The organism is Hymenobacter antarcticus (genome assembly GCF_039539545.1).
Taxonomy (GTDB): domain Bacteria; phylum Bacteroidota; class Bacteroidia; order Cytophagales; family Hymenobacteraceae; genus Hymenobacter; species Hymenobacter antarcticus.
In genome coordinates, this window is the sequence record NZ_BAABDI010000008.1 from 57,365 (window position 1) to 73,872 (window position 16,508).

Consider the following 16,508-nt stretch of genomic DNA (forward strand, 5'->3'; position numbering starts at 1 on the left):
CAATGCGAGCGTAAGTAATTGGAAATGAATTGACTATTTTTAAGCGCTTGTTTGCCGGCTTATCGCGGAGCTGGTCTTTGTTCCCCGGCCATGCCCCCTTTTGTCGCTCTGCTAGTTGCCTTGCTCTGCGCCCTGCCCCTGCGGGCGCTGGGCGGTGGGCCGGCTCCGCCCGCCGGCCCGGTGCTGCTGCGCGACACGGCCCGGCTCTACGCCCTGGGCACCTACTGGAGCATTCTGGCCGACCACCGCGCCGCCGCGCCCGCCTTCACGCTGGCCCAGGTGCGGGCCGACTCCCTGGCCGCCCGCTTCCGGCCCAGCACCGAGGCCGTGCCCAACCGCGGCAGCGCCCCGGCCGACTACTGGCTGCGCTGCCGGGTGCGCTCCGACGCCCGCGCCGGCACGGCCTGGCTGTTTGCCCTGGGCGTGTCCAACTCCCGGGCCTTCGACGTGTACCTGGTGGGCGACGACGGCCAGGTGCTGCACCACGCCGTAGCCGAAGATGGCTACGCCCCGCGCGACCACATCGTGCCCAGCCGGGTGGTCAACTTTGGCCTGCCCCTGCGGCCGGGGCACACCTACACGCTGTACGTGCACAGCGGGGGCGATTTATTCTCCTTCGGCCTCGTCGAGCGCACCCACTTCCTGGCCCTCAGCCGCAGCGGCGACGTGGGCGCGGCCCTGTATTTCGGCATCCTGCTGGCGCTGGTGGCCTACAACCTGCTGCTGTTTTTCTCGGTGCGCGACCGGGGCTACGGCTACTACGTGCTGTTCACTCTCACCTTCGGCCTGCTGCAAGCCCACATGATGGGCTACCTGCAGCTACTCTGGCTGCGCGAGCTCAGCAACCCGGCCCATGACCTGTTGCAGCAGGCGCTGCTGGGCATCAACCTGGCGGCGGGTATTCTGATGGTGCGGGCCTTCCTCGACACGGCCCGCCTGCTGCCCCGGGCCGACCGCGTGCTGCGGGCCGCGCTGCTGCTCACGCCGCTGCCCCTGCTAAGCGTGGTTTTGAACGTTGGGCTCCTGCAAGTGGCCCCGGTGCTGGTGCCGCTGCTGGTGTCGGGGCTGTTGGTGGGGGTTGGGCTGTGGCAGCTGCGGGCCGGCTACCGCCCGGCCCGCTACTTCCTGGCCGGCTGGGCCCTGCTGACGGCGGCCGTGGCCGCGTATTATCTGCGCACCCTCAACGTGCTGCCGGTGAGCTTCCTTACCGAGCACGGCGTGCGCATTGCCTCGGCGCTGGAGGTTATCCTGCTCTCGCTGGGCCTGGCCGACCGCATCAACCTGGCGCGGCAGGAGCGGCAGCAGGCCCAGCAGCAGGCCCTGGCCGCCTGGCAGCAGCGCGACGAAGTGCAGCAGCGCGCCAACCAAGCCATGCGACAGCGCGCCCAGGAGCTGCAGCAGGCCTATTCGGAGCTGGAAGCCAGCCTGCGCACCACCGGCCGCCTCCAGGAGCTCGACGAGCTGAAAACCCGCTTCTTCACCAACATCAGCCACGAGCTGCGCACGCCGCTCACCCTCATTCTGGGGCCTCTTACTGAGCTCATGGGCAGCCCGGTGGCCCCGGCCCCCGTAATGCTGGGCGAGCAGGTGGCCCTCATGCACCGGCACGCCAGCCGCCTGCTCATCCTGATTAATCAGCTGCTCGACATTGCCCGCCTCGAAGCCGGCCAGCTGCGCCTGCACGCCCGCCCCACCAATCTCAGCGTCTTCGTGCGCAACAGCGTGGCCGCCTTCGACTCGCTGGCCGCCAGCCGGGGCGTGCGCCTGTGGGCCGTGGTGCCCGAGGCACCTTTAATGGCGTCCGTCGACCACGACCAGCTCGAAAAAGTGCTGACCAACCTGCTGGGCAATGCCCTGAAATTTACGCCGGCCGGCGGCAAGGTGCAGGTAAGCCTGGCGGCCGACGATGACCAGGCCGTGCTGACCGTGGCCGACACCGGCCCCGGGATTCCGGCGGCCCACCTGCCCCTGATTTTCGAGCGGTTTTATCAGGTTGATGACTCGCCGGGGCGGCGGCACGCCGGCTCGGGCATCGGGCTGGCCCTGGTGAAGGAGCTGGTGGCCCTGCACGGCGGCACCGTGGCGGTGCACAGTACCGAGGGCATGGGCACTACGTTCGTCGTGCACCTGCCCACGGGCATCGAAGCACTGCACATGCCCCCCGAAGCCGCGCCCCCCGCCGACCTGCCTTGCGAAGCCGCCAGCCGGGCCGGGGCCGGGGTCGACCTGCCCGCGCCGGTTCCGGTCTGGGGCCGCGAGCTGGCCGCGCCGGCCGCCGAATACCTGCCTCAGTCCGCCCAAACCGTCATTAGCAGCGAGACTGCGGCTGATGATGCGGCCGAGGATGCCCGGCCCCTGGTGCTGGTGGTGGATGACCACGCCGACATGCGCGGTTACCTGACGAGCTGCCTGAGCACCGACTTCCGGGTAGTGACCGCCGAAGAGGGGGAGGCCGGCCTGGCCGCCATCGCCGCAACCCTGCCCGACCTGGTGGTAAGCGACCTGATGATGCCCGGCCTCGACGGCCTGGCCCTGTGCCAGCGCCTGAAAACCGACGAGCGCACCAGCCACATTCCGGTGGTGCTGCTCACGGCCCGCACCAGCGACGACAGCCGCCTCGCCGGCCTTGGGCTGGGGGCCGACGACTACCTCACCAAGCCTTTTCATCCGGAGGAGCTGCGCGTGCGGGTGCGCAACCTGCTGCGCCAGCGGGCCCTGCTGCGGCAGCGCTTCGCCCGCGAAATCACCCTGCAGCCCCGCGATATCGCCATCACCTCAGCCGATGAGGCCTTCCTCACCCGGGCCCTGGCCGTGGTGGAGCAGGAACTGGCCAACCCCGCCTTCGACGTGGAGCACTTCGCCGCCGCCCTGCACCTGAGCCGCATCCAGCTCTACCGCAAGCTGAAGGCCCTCACCGACCAGGCCCCCACCGACTTCGTGCGCACGCTGCGCCTGCGCCGCGCCGCCCAGCTGCTGGCCGCCCACGCCGGCAACGTGGCCGACGTGGCCTACCAGGTGGGCTTCAATAACCTGTCGTACTTCAGTAAGTGTTTCCGCGAGCAGTTCGGGCACGTGCCATCCGAGCACGCCGCCAGCGTGGTGTAGGCCGCCGCCGCGGTGGGCCGCCCGGATGGTGCGGCGCGCTTACCGCCGGAAATCCTCGACCAGGCCCAGGAACATGGGCGAAGGAACCGTCGTGCTTTGGCCGGTGGGCGTGAGCAGGCCCGATTGCGGGTCGACGCGGTAGCTCACCACGTTGTTGGAGTTTTGATTGGCCACCAGCAGCAGGCGGCCGCTGGGGGCGAGCGTGAAATTACGGGGTGTCTGGCCCTGCGTATCCACGTCCTGCACGGGGCTGAGCCGGCCCGTATGGTCCTCAATACCAAACACCGCGATGCTGTTGCGGCCCCGGTTGGAAACGTACAGAAACCGGCCATCGGGGGCTACGTGCACATCGGCGCAGGAGTTGGGCCCCGCGTAGCCCGCCGGCAGGGTCGATACGGTTTGGGCTTCGCGAAACTGGCCGCCCGCCGCGTCATAAAGCAGCGCCGTCACGGTTGAATTCAGTTCGTTGACCAGGTAGGCCCGGCGGCCATCGGGGTGGAAAACCAGGTGGCGCGGCCCCGCGCCGGGCCGGGCCACGAAGGCCGGCTGAGGCTGGCGCGTGAGCTGGCCGGCTGCCGCGCCGAGGCGGTAGCCCACCACCTGGTCGGTGCCCAGGTTCACGCCGAAGGCAAACGCATTGGCCGGGTCGGGCAGGAGGCAATGGGCGTGGGGGCCCGCCTGGTTGGGGTGGGGGCCGCTGCCGGTGTGCTGGTCCGAAACCGGTGGGCCGAGCTGGCCATCGGCGGCCACGGGCAGCAGGCTCACGGTGCCGCTGCCGTAGTTGGCCACCAAGGCCGCTTTGCCCGCGCGGTCGAGGCTGATGTAGCAGGGATAGCTACCGCCGGAAGGCTGCTGATTGAGCAAGGTCAGCGCGCCCGTGTGCTGGTCGACGGCAAAGGAGCTAACCCCGCCGCTGGCCGCTCCGCGAAAAGCCTGGGTTTCGCTCACCGCGTACAGAAAATTCCGCTTAGCCCCCATGGCCAGGTAGGTCGGCTTCGACCCGGCCCATTGGGCACTCACCCGGCTAAAAGCCCCCGTGGCGGCCGATACCCGGTAGATAAAAAGGGTGTTTTCCTTTTCGGAGGTCACATTGGTGCCCACGTAGAGCAGGTAATCACGCCCCGCCCGGTCGCCCACCGGCCGCCCGCAACCCGCCGCCAAGGCCAGGGCCAGCAGTGCCCCGCCGCTACGAATTGAAACACGACGAAGCGTAAACGAGCACATGGGCATGGGATTGGGACAGACCGGTAAGCTGCAAAAATGCAACACGGCGGCCTACCCAGTAGCCTGAGGCCATAGCGTTTCGAGCCGGTGGGAGTAGCCGAGGCAGCCGGCCCGGCACCCTGCCAAGCCGGAACATTGAACATAGTGGGCCGGGTGGTGCGCCCCGCTTCGAGAGACGGCCGTGCCGAGGGCAGCGAACCGCTACGCTGCACCACGGCCAACGCCCGCGCCCGGCGAACGGTGCCAGCCGCGTTGGTTGCCGACTAAAAACAACGCCCCGCGTACACGACCCCGTCGCCCCGGCCGGCGCGCTGCTCACGCCAGAAGTAGTTTTCCTCTGAATAAGTAGGTCGGGTAAATTACTTTCCAACAAAAAGGAACGTCATGCCTATCTGGCGTCCGCGCAGTCGAAGCATCTCTACCGCTTCAGCAGGGCCGTTCAGCGAAGCGGTAGAGATGCTTCGACGGGCTCAGCATGACGTGCTGATAAATCAAACTAATTCCCACAACCTACTTACTGACCCTGAAACTGCTCTAACCCTGCTCCATGCACCGCACCCTCGAAATCACCGTGCCTCCAGCCGCTACCGATGCTCTCTGCCAGCAGCTCACCGTCCTTGATGAGGTAATCGGCCTCACCCTGGCCCGCGCAGCTTCGCAAAAGCCGCCCGGCGATGTGCTCACCGTGCACGTCCTCAACCGCGGGGCCGACGAGGTGCTGCGCCGCGTGCGCGCCGCCGTGCCCGACCGGCCGGGCCCTGAGCATCGTGACCAGCGAAACGGCCAGCATCATCGCCCCGGCCCATAAGGAGGCCATCGACGACGACCGCGACGAGGCCATTTGGGAGGAGATGGAAAGCGGCCTGCGCCACCAGGGCCGCATCGGCGTCAATTATATGGCCCTGATGGCGCTGGGCGGCCTCATATGCGCCGTGGGCCTGGTCTCGGAGCCCATGCCGCAGGCGGTGGCGTTCATCGCCTCGGCCATTATTGCCCCCGGCTTCGACCCCCTGGCCAAGCTGCCGCTGGCGCTGGTGCTGCGGCGCGGCCCCCTGTTTTGGCATGGGCTGCGCTCGGCCCTGGCCGGCTACGCGGTGCTGATACTGGCCGCCGGAGCCACCTTCTACGCCCTGCTGGCGGCCGGCGAAACCATCGCCGCCCAGCTGGCCGCCAACCCCGAAGTGAGCCACCTGCAACACCCCGGTCTGATGGAGCTGCTGCTGTCGGGCGCGGGGGCCGTGGCCGGCGTGCTGACGCTGGCGGCCTTTCGGCGCAGCTTCCAGGCCGGGCCTGGCCGCCGGCCGCCCCGCACTGGCTGCCGCGGGCCTGGCCCGCTTCGGGCTCGACTGGCTATTCGTGCTGATGGTGGGCGTGGTGGTATTTGGGCTGAAGCAGCTACGGGTACACCGGCGGCAGCCGCTGGTGTAGCTGCGACGGCTGCTCCAGCCCAAACACCTGGCCTAAAGCAAGCGCGCAGGCAGCCCGCTCCGGCTACCCCACTCACGACGTGAACTCGGTGTACCCCAAACACCCCGCGCCAACTACAACCCGGCGCATAACGTCAGTAAGGAATAAGGTGGCCTTATTACCAGCGGCTCAAAACCGTGGTATTTCGCGCCGGTGGGAGTGGCTGCGGCAGCCGGCCCGCCTACCGGGCAGCCGCCGCTGAACGACTACCGGCCCGGGCCACTAACTGCTGGTACCGCCTTCCGCCGGGTCCCTACCTTTGCCGCATGGAGTTTCAGAAAAAGAAGTACACCTTTCGCGGCATGGATGGCTACGCCGGTTTTCGCAACGGCCAGGAATACGAGCTCGAACTGGGCCTGACTGCCGCCGACGATGAGCGCCCGGCCGAAATCGTCATCATCAACCCCGTTTCCCGCTTGTGGATGCATTGCAGCAAGCAAGAGTTCGCCGTGAGGTGGGAGAAACGATAATAGGGGGGAGTCGATTAGATTTTTCAAGAAACAGACCCGTCTTAGAGTCGAGCCGTGGGTGCCCTAGGTGTTCCAAAAAAGGTCTTTAAAAGACCGCTCGAAAAGCCCTGCGCGGTTGTTTTAAGTAAGCAGGGCAGAATTAAACACTAAGTAGTAAGGGTGTAAAATTTCGATTATCAAAAGGCTGAATCTTCGCGCGTCTGCTAATTACTGACGATTGCCTGCTTATTAAGGTCACGGGCTTCGGAAGCTTCGGTTTTGAGGCGCGGCTCCAGGCTTTCGGCCTGCGTTGTACCCGGTAGGGCAATAGCGCCCGCTGCCAGGCACTGGTGAGCGCCGCCCAATCCTCTCCTTTTTCCCTCGACCACCGCACTTCCAACTCAAATTAGCTCGACGGCGGGCCGCTACGCAATCCAGTTTCCAAACCGTTGCCGTAGCTTGGCCTGGTTCCATTGTTTTGCACCTGCCTGCTAGTTGATGCTCATCCGCCGTTATTTCCTGTTATTGTTGTTATCGGTTTCCGGTTCGGCCGTGCTGGCCCAAACCCTGCTGCCCGTGCCGCCCGCCCCAAAGGCTAAGGTCGACAAGCCCAGCTTTATTCCCTTTCCCATTGTGTTTGCGCAACCCGAAACGGGGTTGGGCTACGGGTTGGCCGTGTTGCCGGTGTTTCGGCTGGGCACCGACACCACCACGCGCAAGTCCAATGCCCGGCTTATCGGCTGGCGCACCCAAAAAAACCAAAGCCTGGTGCAGCTCACGCACAGCATTTTCACGCCGGGCGAGCAGTTCTTGATTTCCGGGGAGGCTAGCTTCTACAACCAGTTTCCGATTAACTACTACGGTTTCGGCCCCGAAACCCGGCTCGAAGAAAAGTCGGTTATTCAGTACAAAGTCTTCATTTTCAATCAGCGCGTATTGAAGCGACTCGCCCCCGGCCTGTTTGCCGGCTTGCAGTACCGGCTCACCGACCTGCGCGACGTCGGCGTGAACGAAGGCATCGACAACAACCCGCTCAACAGCCGCCTTTTCGACCGGCCCGCCCGCGAATACCAGCAGAGCACCCTCGTGTCCGGCCTCGGCCCGGCCCTGCTCTACGACGGCCGCGACAACGTGCTGAGCACCTTCCGGGGCAATTACCTCGAAGTATCGGCCCTGCTGAACGGTGGGGCCCTGGGCAGCGACTACCGCTTTGGCCGCTACCTGCTCGATGCCCGCCACTTCCGGCCCCTCACCACCGATAACAAAACCATTCTGGCCCTGCAGCTGGTCGGGCAGTTTCAGGGCGGTAATGTGCCGTTTCGGGAGCTGGCTAACCTGGGCGGGGCCAACCTGCTGCGCGGCTACTACGAAGGCCGCTACCGCGACCGGCAGCTGGTGGCCGCGCAAGCCGAGGTGCGTCGCGTGCTATTCGGGCGGTTCAACGGTGTGCTGTTTGGCGGCGTGGGCCAGGTGGGCAACACCCTGGATGATTTCGACCAGGGCGGCCTGAAACTGGCCGGTGGGGCGGGCCTGCGCTTCCGTTTCAACCGCCGCGACCGCCTCAACGTGCGCCTCGACTACGGCGTGGGGCGCAGGCAGTCCAGCGGGGTGTACTTCAGCATCGGCGAAGCTTTTTAACGCTGGTTCGGATGTTCCTGCTCGCCTTCTTCTGGACTCTTTATTTCTCCCTGCACAGCCTGCTGGCTACCACGGGGCTCAAAAGCGCCGTGGCCCGGCATTATCCAAAAGTGGCCCGTTTTTACCGGCTGGGATATAATCAGCTATCGGTGTGGGGGTTTCTGCTCATTGTGCACTACCAGAATCAGCTGCCCGCAAATCGGCTTTTCGCGCCGCCCCAGCCGGTGGTTTTCCTGGGCTACGGACTGATGGGGGTGGGCCTGCTGCTGGCCGTGGCGGCGCTGCGCGGCTACGACCTGGCCGAGTTTGCGGGCTGGGCCTACGTGCGGCGCGGCGCGGTGGCGGCCGATGGCCCCCTGCACACCGGCGGCCTCAACCGGCTGGTGCGCCACCCGCTCTACCTGGGCCTGCTGGTAGGGCTGCTGGGCTTCTGGCTGCTGGCGCCCACCGATGCCCGCAGCGTATTCGTGGCCTGCAACCTGGCGTACCTGGTGGTCGGAACTCGCCTCGAAGAACGCAAGCTGCTGCAGCGGTTTGGGGCCGCGTATGTCCGCTACCAGGCCCGCGTGCCGCAGCTGTTGCCGCTGAAGTGGCACCCGGCCGCGAAAAGCTAGGTAGTCCTTCGTAACTGATGTTACGCAAGGCGTCTGAGGGTACTCCCGTGTTATAGTGCCTGGTGCTTGGTGCGTAGTGCCTGGTGAGGTGGAAACCCTCGTGCGGGGCTTTTCCAGGCGCCAGACTCCCAACCAAGCACCAAGCACTACGCACCAGGCACCCCAAAACCGAAGCTACCCATGGTGCCCTGCGTAACATCAGCTTCGTAAGTAAGCATATGCTCCGGTCCGACTGCTCCAGGCGGTCCGACCGGTTGCCAGGAGCACGTTCCGGCACGTTTTGCTGAAGTAGTTGTGCAGAAATAAGCGTGTGCCCTAGTCTGACCGCCCAGCGCGCTCAGACCGGCGCTTACGCCAAGCGCCGTGCTACTTCTGTTCGTTTAGGGCCCAGTTGTAGGTCATGAAAGTCGGCTTGATATCGGCGTCGACTTTGGGGCCGGTCAAATATTTATTGAGCGTTTTGGCCAGCGTATTGTCATCTGCTTTGAAATCGCCGGGGTAGAAATTGAAGATTTCGGAAACCTGCGGGGCCGTGGCAGGGGTGAGCTTGTTCTTGGCCGGGTCGTTGATAAAGTCCCGGGCTTGCTCCTCCAGCTGCTGGTTGAGGCGGCTGCCTACGTAGGCCTCGCGGCGCAGCTTGGGGCACGACACGGCCGCGCACACCAGGGCGAAATGCACCCGGTATTCCCCCTTGAACCTGCGCCGGATGAGGCGCTGCTCCAGGTCGTTGAGGCAAACCTTGTCCTTGTCGTTGCCCAGGCGAATAAAGCGCTGGTCCCACACGGTATTCACCAGGGTTTTGTCGCCGCCCAGCTGGCGGATACTTTTCACGGGGTAGCCGCGCAGCACCCGCTGAATGGTGAAGGCGTTGTACGCATTGAGCCAGTACGCGAGCTGGTCATTTTTGCTCCACTGCTTGTTGGGCAGCGTGTTGCTCACCGTAGTGAGATAGGCGCTGAGCTGGCTGGAATCGGCCCGGAAGCCGCGGTAGTTGACCATGCCCTGCTCGTCCACATACTTTTTCAGCAGGGCATCGTAGGGCGCGTGGTCAATGGGCTTGGTGCCGGCCATGGTAGGGTTCAGCTCTTTTAAATAGCGCAGGTACTGGCAGCTGCCAACCAAGGGCCAGGTCAGCAGCATAAAGGCCAGGACCAGCAAGCGGGAGGATGAGTGCGAGAGGGTTTTCAACATTACAGAGAGCTAGCAAAAACAACTATTAAGAGCGCCGAAATCAGCCCGGCCACAAACCTACGCACAGGCTTTTGTTTTGGATGCCGCCCCGGTTAGCCCGGCCATGCTGCGGAAAATGGCTCAGCATTCTGGCGTGCCACCAATCCGGCAGGTAGAAAACCCCGTATTTTCGCGGCAATTCAGCCATTGAGGTCCGGGTTACAACCTTGTTTTTTCGTTTATGACTTCAAATCCTACTTTCTTGAGGCACCTACTTCCTGCCGCAGTCATCGTCTGTGCCCTGGCTCCGGCGGCTTATGCCCAAACTGCGGCTTCGGGCCCGGTCACGGGCACCATCACCGATGCCCAGGGCCAGCCGCTGGTCGGGGCTACGGTGGTGCTCAACCCCGGCAACATTGGCACCGCCACCGACCGCAACGGGGCGTTTTCGCTCGCGGCCCCGGCCGGCAGCTACACGGCCACGGTTTCGTACCTGGGCTACAAGATGGCTTCCCAAGCCATCACCGTCGCCAACGGCGGCACGGCCACCCTGAACGCCTCGTTGGCCCAGGACCCGCTGCTGATGGATGGCGTGGTGGTTACCGGCAATTTCAACCCCCAGAGCAAGCTGGAAAGCGCCACGGCCGTGACCACGCTCAACGCCCGCCAGATTCAGACGCGGGTGTCGCGCGGCACCGCCGACCTGCTCATGGCTGTGCCGGGCTTCCGGGTGAACTCCGACGGCGGCGAAGCGGCCAACTCGGTATCGGCCCGCGGCCTGCCAGCCAATGCCGAATCCGGCTTTGGCTTTCTGCAATTGATGGAAGACGGCTTGCCGCTGCTGGAAGTGGGCGGCCTCACGTTTGCCAAAAGCGACATCCACATGCGCGTGGACGAAACCCTCGACCGCCTCGAAGTGCTGCGCGGCGGCTCGGCCGGCATTCAGGCCAACAACGCGCCGGGCGGCATCATCAATTTCCTGAGCAAAACCGGCACCACCGCCCAGATTGGCGGTACCGTGAAGCTGACCGGCGGCGACCAGGGCTTTTACTCCGACCGCACCGGTTTCGACCAGCTGCTGGGCCTGCAGCGCATCGACGCCAACGTGGGCGGCCCCATCAAGGGCACGCCGCTGCGCTTCAACATCGGCGGCTTCTACCGCAAAGACGACGGCACGCGCTACATGGGCTTCCCCATGAACCAGGGCGGCCAGGTAAAGGCCAACGTGACCTACAACCTGAAAAATGGCTACGTGCGCCTCTACGGTAAGTGCCTCAACGACCGGGTGGCCTACCTCACCAGTATTCCCTACCGCAACCTCAACAACCCCGAGCAGATTCCGGGCGGGCCCGACCTGCGCCGCGGCACCATGTACTCGGAGCACCAGCGCTACCAGAACATTCCCAACCCCTTCAACAACGGCCAGGGCCGCCTGCAGCGCGACTTGGCCGACGGCCAGCACTCGCGCTACAAGTCCATCAGCTCGGAAGTATTCTTTGAGCTGGGCAACGGCTTCACCCTGCAAAACAACTCGCGCCTGCTCGATGCCAACCTGAGTACCGATGGCGTGTACGACCTCACGCCGCCCATTCCGGGCGTGGAAAACGGCCTGGTACGCTCGTTGCTGGAAGGCTTCAGGCCCTTGGGGGCCAACGGCTTCGAGCTGCGCTACGCCGACAACGGCACCCTGGTGGCCAGCGGCAGCTACGACCGCACCACCCGCGCCATAACGCAGACCGGCGGCAACTTTAACTTCAACGGCAACGGCCTGGTGAACATCGCCGGTATCTTCCCCGACGACAAGCCCGCTACCAACGCCATCAACAAGCTGCAGCTAGGCAAAACCCTGGGCGGCCACCGCCTCAGCGCCGGCTGGTATGCCTCGCGCTACACCATCAAGGAGCGGCTGAGCTACAACCAGGTGGTGCAGGAAGTGGCCAACCGCCCGCGCCTGCTCAACCTCACACTCACCTCGGCACCAGCCACTGCCCTGAATGGAGCGCCGTTGCAGGTTACGCAAAATGGCTTCCTGTCCTACAGCTTCGGCACGGCCGGCGGCCTGCTGGCCAACACCGACGGCACCACCCAAATCAACAGCCTGTTTTTCGGCGACGAATGGAAAGTGTCGGACAAGCTGAACCTGGACCTGGGCCTGCGCTACGAAGCTAGCCACAACTTCGGCCGTGCCGGCAAATCGGCCCAGATTGTGAACCTCGACCCGCGCTTTCCTTTTCTCAACTCCGCCGCTAACCCCACGGGTGCCAACGGTGGCCTCGACGGCGATTACACCACGCGCTACGACAACACCTACCTGCAGAACACCGGCGCATTTCGTAGCTGGGACTTCCTGTTTCAAACCGTGAATGCCTCGGTGGGTGCCAACTACAAGCTCGACCCGCGCACAGCCGTGTACGCCCGCTACTCCAATTCCGGCGTGGCCCCCACCAACGACCAGTGGGCGTTTGGCAGCGACCCCAGCGACCCCACCGGCAATACCACCATTCGCGGGGCCATTCAGCGGGTGCAGCAGGCCGAAATCGGGGTGAAAGCCAGCACCGACCGCCTCGGCCTGGGTTTGACCACGTTCTATAGCCGCAACGACGACATTCCCTTCACCATTCAGCAGGTGAACCCGGCCGGCGGCTTCACGCTCAACCGCCAGCGTGGCAGTGTGCAAAGCAGCGGGGTAGAAGCTGAAATCACCTTCCAGCCCGTTGCGGGCCTCACCCTGCGCGGCATTGGCACAGTGCAGACGGCCCGCATCGTCGAGTTCAAGCAGCTGAACGAAACCGGGCAGCTGGTGTCCATCGCCGGCAACCGGCTCGAAGACACGCCGGATTTCCTGCTCGAAGGTGGATTCGATTACACGTACCGGGGGTTTGACGTTTTCAGCAATTACCGCTGGTTTGGCGAGCGGTACGCCAACCGCCGCAATACCATTCTGCTGCCCAGCTACGGCGTGCTATTCGGCGGCATTGGCTACAACTTTGCCGGTACCCTCAAAGGCGTGCGCCTCTCGGCGCAGGGCTCCAACATACTGAACGCCCTGGGCTATGGCGACGCGGCCGCCCGCAATGGCGAAAACAGCGCCGCCACCAGCCAGGCTTTTGTGGAGAACAAGACCGTGAACCCCGCCTCCGGCCGCACACCGGCCCAGGCCGCCAACAACCTGATTCGCCCCATTTTGCCGCGCAACATCACCCTAAGCGTTGGCTATTCGTTTTAAGGAGCATTGTTGAAAGGCTGTCCGAAAAGCCAGCCCGCTGCGTAAGAATGCTCATGCGCCGGAGCGCCGGGCATGAGCGCCGGGATGCTTTCAGGGTGAATCGTCACTTTGCTACTTTCCAGCCTGCCAGCCCCAGACAAAAAATCCCCGACCACCAGTTGGCCGGGGATTTTTTGTTTGCGCGCTACACCTCAGTCAATCACCGGGGCCCGCTCAAACGGCTGGCTGCGGTCGAACAGGTAGCGGAAGGTGCCGTGGGTACGCCAGATTTCGCCGCCAATGGTTTCGGCCACGCGCATCATCTTGGGGTTGAAGTCGCCAATCCAGTTCATTACGAAGTCTTCGTACTGCACCTTGCTGGTGTCCTGCACGGTTTTGGAAGCGGCCAGGATGAACGCCATTTCCAGGCCCTTGCGCTGGTGCTCAGGCACAATGCCGAAGGCAATGCCGGTCATGGTGCGCACGGCCCCGCGCCAGCGATACCAGGCAAACCTGGCCTTGCCCCACCAGTTCAGGTTGCCGTCCACGTAGCGAAACAGCTCGTTGAGCTCAGGCAGCGCGATGAAAAATCCCACCGGCTCGCCGTGGTGGTAGGCAAACCAGCAGATTTTCTCGTCGATGATGGGCCGCAGCTTGCGCATGATGTTGGCCGCCTGCTCGGTGGTCATCTCCTTCACGCCGTCGTGCTTCACCCAGGCCTTGTTGTAAATCTGGCGGAAGTCCTCGGCGTATTTAGGCAGGTTTTTCACCCGCAGGTGCTCAAAGCTGAAATTGGGGTCGCGAAAGAGCACCGATGCCTTTTCCTGGTACTCGGGCGTGAGCGGGGCCGCCACCTTGCGGAAGTAGGTGAACTGGTTAAAGTAGAGCTGAAAACCGTACGTTTCCAGCAAGCGGCGGTAGTAGGGCGGGTTGTAGTTCTGGGTGTAGAGGGGCGAGCCGAAATTATCAATCAGCAGGCCCCACCACTGGTCGCGGTCGCCGAAGTTGATGGGGCCGTCCATGGCCGCCATGCCCTGGCCGGCCAGCCAGCTGCGGCAGCCCTCGAGCAATACATTGGCGGCCGCCTGGCTATCCACGCACTCAAAAAAGCCCATGCCGCCCGTGGGCTGCGAAAAGGTGTGGGCGGTGCGCTCGTTGATGAAGGCCGCCACCCGGCCCAGCGTCTGCCCGGCCGCATCACGCAGCAGCCAGCGGATAAGCTGGCCGTGGCGAAAGTATTTGTTTTTCTCCCGGTTAAAAACAGTTTCAATGTCGCGGTCCAGGGGCCGCACGTAGTTCGGGTCTCCCTGGTAGAGGCGCACCGGGAAATTAAGAAATTCACGGGCTTGGTCAGCCGTAACCACTTCCTGGAGCTGCATAGATAATTTGCTGAGGTAAAACGACAATAATACTTAACAATGCTGTGTGCGCACAAGTATGTGGCCAGCCGCAACGGCAAGCACTTCTTTCGCCGACGGCAAGCCGTGAGCGGGTCGCTCTGTAGCCACAGAAAAGAATACGAATAATAGGGAAGAATGGGATGTTTGCGGGCACCGGCAGGCCCCTTCTCAATGAACCGCATTGCGCGCGAAGTCACCGGTAGTGGCCGCTACCCAGCCAAGCGCCCGCTGGATAAAGCCGGCGGCAGCATTAAGGGGCGTAGCGAAGCCGGCGCCGATATCACCAGGTGGTTCAATAACAGGATGTTACACTCGTTACGAAGGAAGTAGCGAACTGATAATATGAAATTTTCGGGTTAGTGAGGACCTGAGGTCTTGGCCAACCTCGGGGAGTCGGTCGAAGAAGCCGAGTACGGCCGTGCTAAGGTGGCCTTTGGTGTGGTAGAAAGTCGTGTTGACAATTTTCTGGCGCAGGTATTTCCAGAAACCCTCAATCAGGTCAAGGTTGGGCGAATAGGGCGGCAAAAACACCTGGCAAATCGGCTTATGGGCCAGTCAGGCCCGTAATTCCTTGTTTTTGCGGTAGCGCGCGTTGTCGCAGATGAGGTAGATGCGGGCTTTGGCGGGGTGAACGGCTAGCATCGTACAGTCGCCGGGTGCTCTGCGCGTCGACGCACGGGGTTTCATCGAGCAGGATTTGTGTCGGCTCGTGGGCGTTGAGGGCCGCGTTGAGATTGACCCATTCGCGGCCGCTGCCCATCAAAGTAGGCTCTCAGATGAATAACGCACCGGCCGGCCGCGTCCGGCCGGTTAGCGCGCCGCTCAAATTGAATTGTCATAATGAGAAAATGTTGGGGGCGAGTGTGGGCGTTTGTGGGGGCGTGATTGGGGGCGTAAACTTCGTAGTAAGTCGGTTTATACCCCGTAGTGAGCCAAACGCAAAAACCCCCGAAAAGTGCCTGTACTACGTAGTAGGCGACTATTCGGGGGTTCCCGTAGCTAGTAAATGTACCCGGAGCCGGAGTCGAACCGGCACATCTTGCGATATTGGTGTTTGAGACCAACGCGTCTACCGGTTCCGCCATCCGGGCAGGATGCTGATTCAGAACAATTCCGCTCTGCCGGTATCAGGAGCGGGCTGCAAAGGTAGCTACCTGCTGCTGGATGCGCAACAGATACCGCTTTTTTAGGTAGTAGGTGCAGATTTGCTGGAGCGCCGCCGGGCGGTGGTCAGTCGGCAAGCCTTCATAGCCAACTAGTACGGGTTGAATTCCGGCATCGAGCGTATCGGCTAAGGCGGTTACTTCAGTGGCTACTTTGGTTTGCGCCGCGGCGTCGGGCTCCGTTTCCAGGTCCATCAGCTGCTCGTTGAGGTCCATCATATCCATCAAAAAATCGGGTGGCAGCTGTTCCTGCTTGCCTTCATCCAGGAGGCCGTGCTGGCGCAGCAGGTAGGCCATGCGCTGGTCGGAGTCGGCGAGGGTGCGGTAGGCATCGGTGTTGAGGGTAGCCTGGCGCAGCATCTCGGCCTGATTCTCTGGTGAGGAAGTGGCGTGGAAATCGGGGTGCGTTTCGCGGCTCTTGGCGTAGTAGAGGCGCTTGAGGGCGGACTCATCGGGCCGGAAGGTTTCGGGGAGGCCGTAGAAGGCAAAGTAATCGGGGGACATAAAAAACAGGGATTTATCAGGAGGGAATACGGCTACAACACCGGATTCACCGAAAAGGCCACGGGCGGCGCGGCAAATAGCCGCTTGGTGGCCGGCCACACCTCCCCGAACAGCGCCGACTTGCGGTAGGCGTTGAGGGCGGCCGCGTCGTGCCAATGGCTGTGGGTGCAGTAGATGGCCGGGTGGTCGGCATCCTGCCACAGCGCCAGGTGGCGGCAGCCGGGCTGCTGCCGGATGCGGTGCTCGGTGGCGCGGAAAAGGGCGAGAAAGGCCGGCACCTGCGCTGGCTCGAAACTCATGCGAACAATACGAATCAGCATTCGGGAAGGGGAAGTTGAAGCGGTAAAAGTAAAAAGCCCCGGCTCCGCAAAGCGAAGCCAGGGCCTGAGGGGAAAGAGGAAATTGCAGTAGCTGTTGTAACGCGAGGTCCTTCGTGCCGCTGGAGTAGTGGGTTGTTTCCGGTTGCTACTTTCTGGTTGATTATCGACTGCCAACCAGAAACCAGGAACGAGCAACCAGGAACGAGCAAGCAGGAACAAAATCTCCTGCTTCAACAGCAACTGCGTAAC

At 63.3% G+C, this 16,508-nt stretch carries 13 protein-coding genes and 1 tRNA gene; 7 read left to right on the top strand and 7 right to left on the bottom strand.

All coding sequences use genetic code 11. The features are described 5' to 3' along the window. Nucleotides 1-90: 90 nt before the first annotated feature. Complete coding sequence (locus ABD819_RS07780; RefSeq protein WP_345122781.1) at nt 91-3,105, top strand: 7TM diverse intracellular signaling domain-containing protein; 3,015 nt, start codon at nt 91-93, stop codon at nt 3,103-3,105. A gap of 39 nt (nt 3,106-3,144) precedes the next feature. Here the strand turns inward: ABD819_RS07780 and ABD819_RS07785 are convergent, their stop codons facing one another. Next, the gene (locus ABD819_RS07785; protein ID WP_345122783.1) at nt 3,145-4,335 is read right to left on the bottom strand and encodes a lactonase family protein; all 1,191 of its coding nucleotides are present in this window, start codon (nt 4,333-4,335) and stop codon (nt 3,145-3,147) included. 541 nt (nt 4,336-4,876) lie between these two features. Between ABD819_RS07785 and ABD819_RS07790 the strand changes: the two genes are divergently transcribed. From ABD819_RS07790 to ABD819_RS07810, 5 genes are all read left to right on the top strand, one after another. Beyond that, the gene (locus ABD819_RS07790; RefSeq protein ID WP_345122785.1) at nt 4,877-5,137 is read left to right on the top strand and encodes a hypothetical protein; all 261 of its coding nucleotides are present in this window, start codon (nt 4,877-4,879) and stop codon (nt 5,135-5,137) included. Continuing rightward, a complete protein-coding gene (locus ABD819_RS07795; RefSeq protein ID WP_345122787.1) occupies nt 5,097-5,840 on the top strand; it encodes a DUF389 domain-containing protein in 744 nt (247 codons plus the stop codon). Before ABD819_RS07790 ends, ABD819_RS07795 begins: the two co-directional genes overlap by 41 nt. A gap of 222 nt (nt 5,841-6,062) precedes the next feature. Beyond that, a complete protein-coding gene (locus tag ABD819_RS07800; RefSeq protein WP_345122789.1) occupies nt 6,063-6,266 on the top strand; it encodes a hypothetical protein in 204 nt (67 codons plus the stop codon). 477 nt (nt 6,267-6,743) lie between these two features. After that, nucleotides 6,744-7,883 (top strand): BamA/TamA family outer membrane protein, encoded by a 1,140-nt coding sequence (locus ABD819_RS07805; protein WP_345122791.1) that lies wholly within the window; start codon nt 6,744-6,746, stop codon nt 7,881-7,883. Between the two features lie 11 nt (nt 7,884-7,894). Further along, entirely contained in the window at nt 7,895-8,497 is a 603-nt protein-coding gene (locus tag ABD819_RS07810) for a methyltransferase family protein (protein ID WP_345122793.1), read from the top strand. Between the two features lie 366 nt (nt 8,498-8,863). Here the strand turns inward: ABD819_RS07810 and ABD819_RS07815 are convergent, their stop codons facing one another. After that, nucleotides 8,864-9,688: a DUF547 domain-containing protein gene (locus ABD819_RS07815; protein WP_345122795.1), complete on the bottom strand. Its 825-nt coding sequence runs from the start codon at nt 9,686-9,688 to the stop codon at nt 8,864-8,866. 241 nt (nt 9,689-9,929) lie between these two features. Between ABD819_RS07815 and ABD819_RS07820 the strand changes: the two genes are divergently transcribed. After that, nucleotides 9,930-12,893: a TonB-dependent receptor gene (locus tag ABD819_RS07820; protein ID WP_345122797.1), complete on the top strand. Its 2,964-nt coding sequence runs from the start codon at nt 9,930-9,932 to the stop codon at nt 12,891-12,893. Between the two features lie 191 nt (nt 12,894-13,084). On the opposite strand, the gene ABD819_RS07825 is transcribed toward ABD819_RS07820, so the two are convergent. The 5 genes from ABD819_RS07825 to ABD819_RS07845 all read right to left on the bottom strand — a co-directional run bounded on the left by ABD819_RS07825 (nt 13,085) and on the right by ABD819_RS07845 (nt 16,259). Beyond that, nucleotides 13,085-14,251 carry a hypothetical protein gene (locus tag ABD819_RS07825; protein ID WP_345122799.1) on the bottom strand — a complete coding sequence of 389 codons (1,167 nt, stop codon included), beginning with the start codon at nt 14,249-14,251 and terminating at the stop codon, nt 13,085-13,087. A gap of 576 nt (nt 14,252-14,827) precedes the next feature. After that, entirely contained in the window at nt 14,828-14,959 is a 132-nt protein-coding gene (locus ABD819_RS07830) for a hypothetical protein (RefSeq protein ID WP_345122801.1), read from the bottom strand. A 322-nt stretch (nt 14,960-15,281) separates the two neighbouring features. Further along, a tRNA-Leu gene (locus ABD819_RS07835) sits at nt 15,282-15,363 on the bottom strand. A gap of 36 nt (nt 15,364-15,399) precedes the next feature. Continuing rightward, complete coding sequence (locus ABD819_RS07840) at nt 15,400-15,939, bottom strand: iron-sulfur cluster co-chaperone HscB C-terminal domain-containing protein (protein WP_345122803.1); 540 nt, start codon at nt 15,937-15,939, stop codon at nt 15,400-15,402. A 32-nt stretch (nt 15,940-15,971) separates the two neighbouring features. Next, nucleotides 15,972-16,259, bottom strand: a complete 288-nt coding sequence (locus tag ABD819_RS07845) for a putative quinol monooxygenase (RefSeq protein WP_345122805.1) — start codon at nt 16,257-16,259, stop codon at nt 15,972-15,974. Between the last annotated feature and the right edge of the window lie 249 nt (nt 16,260-16,508).

Excerpts from the sequence above, each read along its gene's own strand:
- ABD819_RS07780 (WP_345122781.1), top strand. The coding sequence starts at position 91 with ATGCCCCCTTTTGTCGCTCTGCTAGTTGCCTTGCTCTGCGCCCTGCCC.
- ABD819_RS07785 (WP_345122783.1), bottom strand. The coding sequence starts at position 4,335 with ATGCCCATGTGCTCGTTTACGCTTCGTCGTGTTTCAATTCGTAGCGGC.
- ABD819_RS07790 (WP_345122785.1), top strand. The coding sequence starts at position 4,877 with ATGCACCGCACCCTCGAAATCACCGTGCCTCCAGCCGCTACCGATGCT.
- ABD819_RS07800 (WP_345122789.1), top strand. The coding sequence starts at position 6,063 with ATGGAGTTTCAGAAAAAGAAGTACACCTTTCGCGGCATGGATGGCTAC.
- ABD819_RS07805 (WP_345122791.1), top strand. The coding sequence starts at position 6,744 with ATGCTCATCCGCCGTTATTTCCTGTTATTGTTGTTATCGGTTTCCGGT.
- ABD819_RS07810 (WP_345122793.1), top strand. The coding sequence starts at position 7,895 with ATGTTCCTGCTCGCCTTCTTCTGGACTCTTTATTTCTCCCTGCACAGC.
- ABD819_RS07815 (WP_345122795.1), bottom strand. The coding sequence starts at position 9,688 with ATGTTGAAAACCCTCTCGCACTCATCCTCCCGCTTGCTGGTCCTGGCC.
- ABD819_RS07825 (WP_345122799.1), bottom strand. The coding sequence starts at position 14,251 with ATGCAGCTCCAGGAAGTGGTTACGGCTGACCAAGCCCGTGAATTTCTT.
- ABD819_RS07830 (WP_345122801.1), bottom strand. The coding sequence starts at position 14,959 with ATGAAACCCCGTGCGTCGACGCGCAGAGCACCCGGCGACTGTACGATG.
- ABD819_RS07840 (WP_345122803.1), bottom strand. The coding sequence starts at position 15,939 with ATGTCCCCCGATTACTTTGCCTTCTACGGCCTCCCCGAAACCTTCCGG.
- ABD819_RS07845 (WP_345122805.1), bottom strand. The coding sequence starts at position 16,259 with ATGCTGATTCGTATTGTTCGCATGAGTTTCGAGCCAGCGCAGGTGCCG.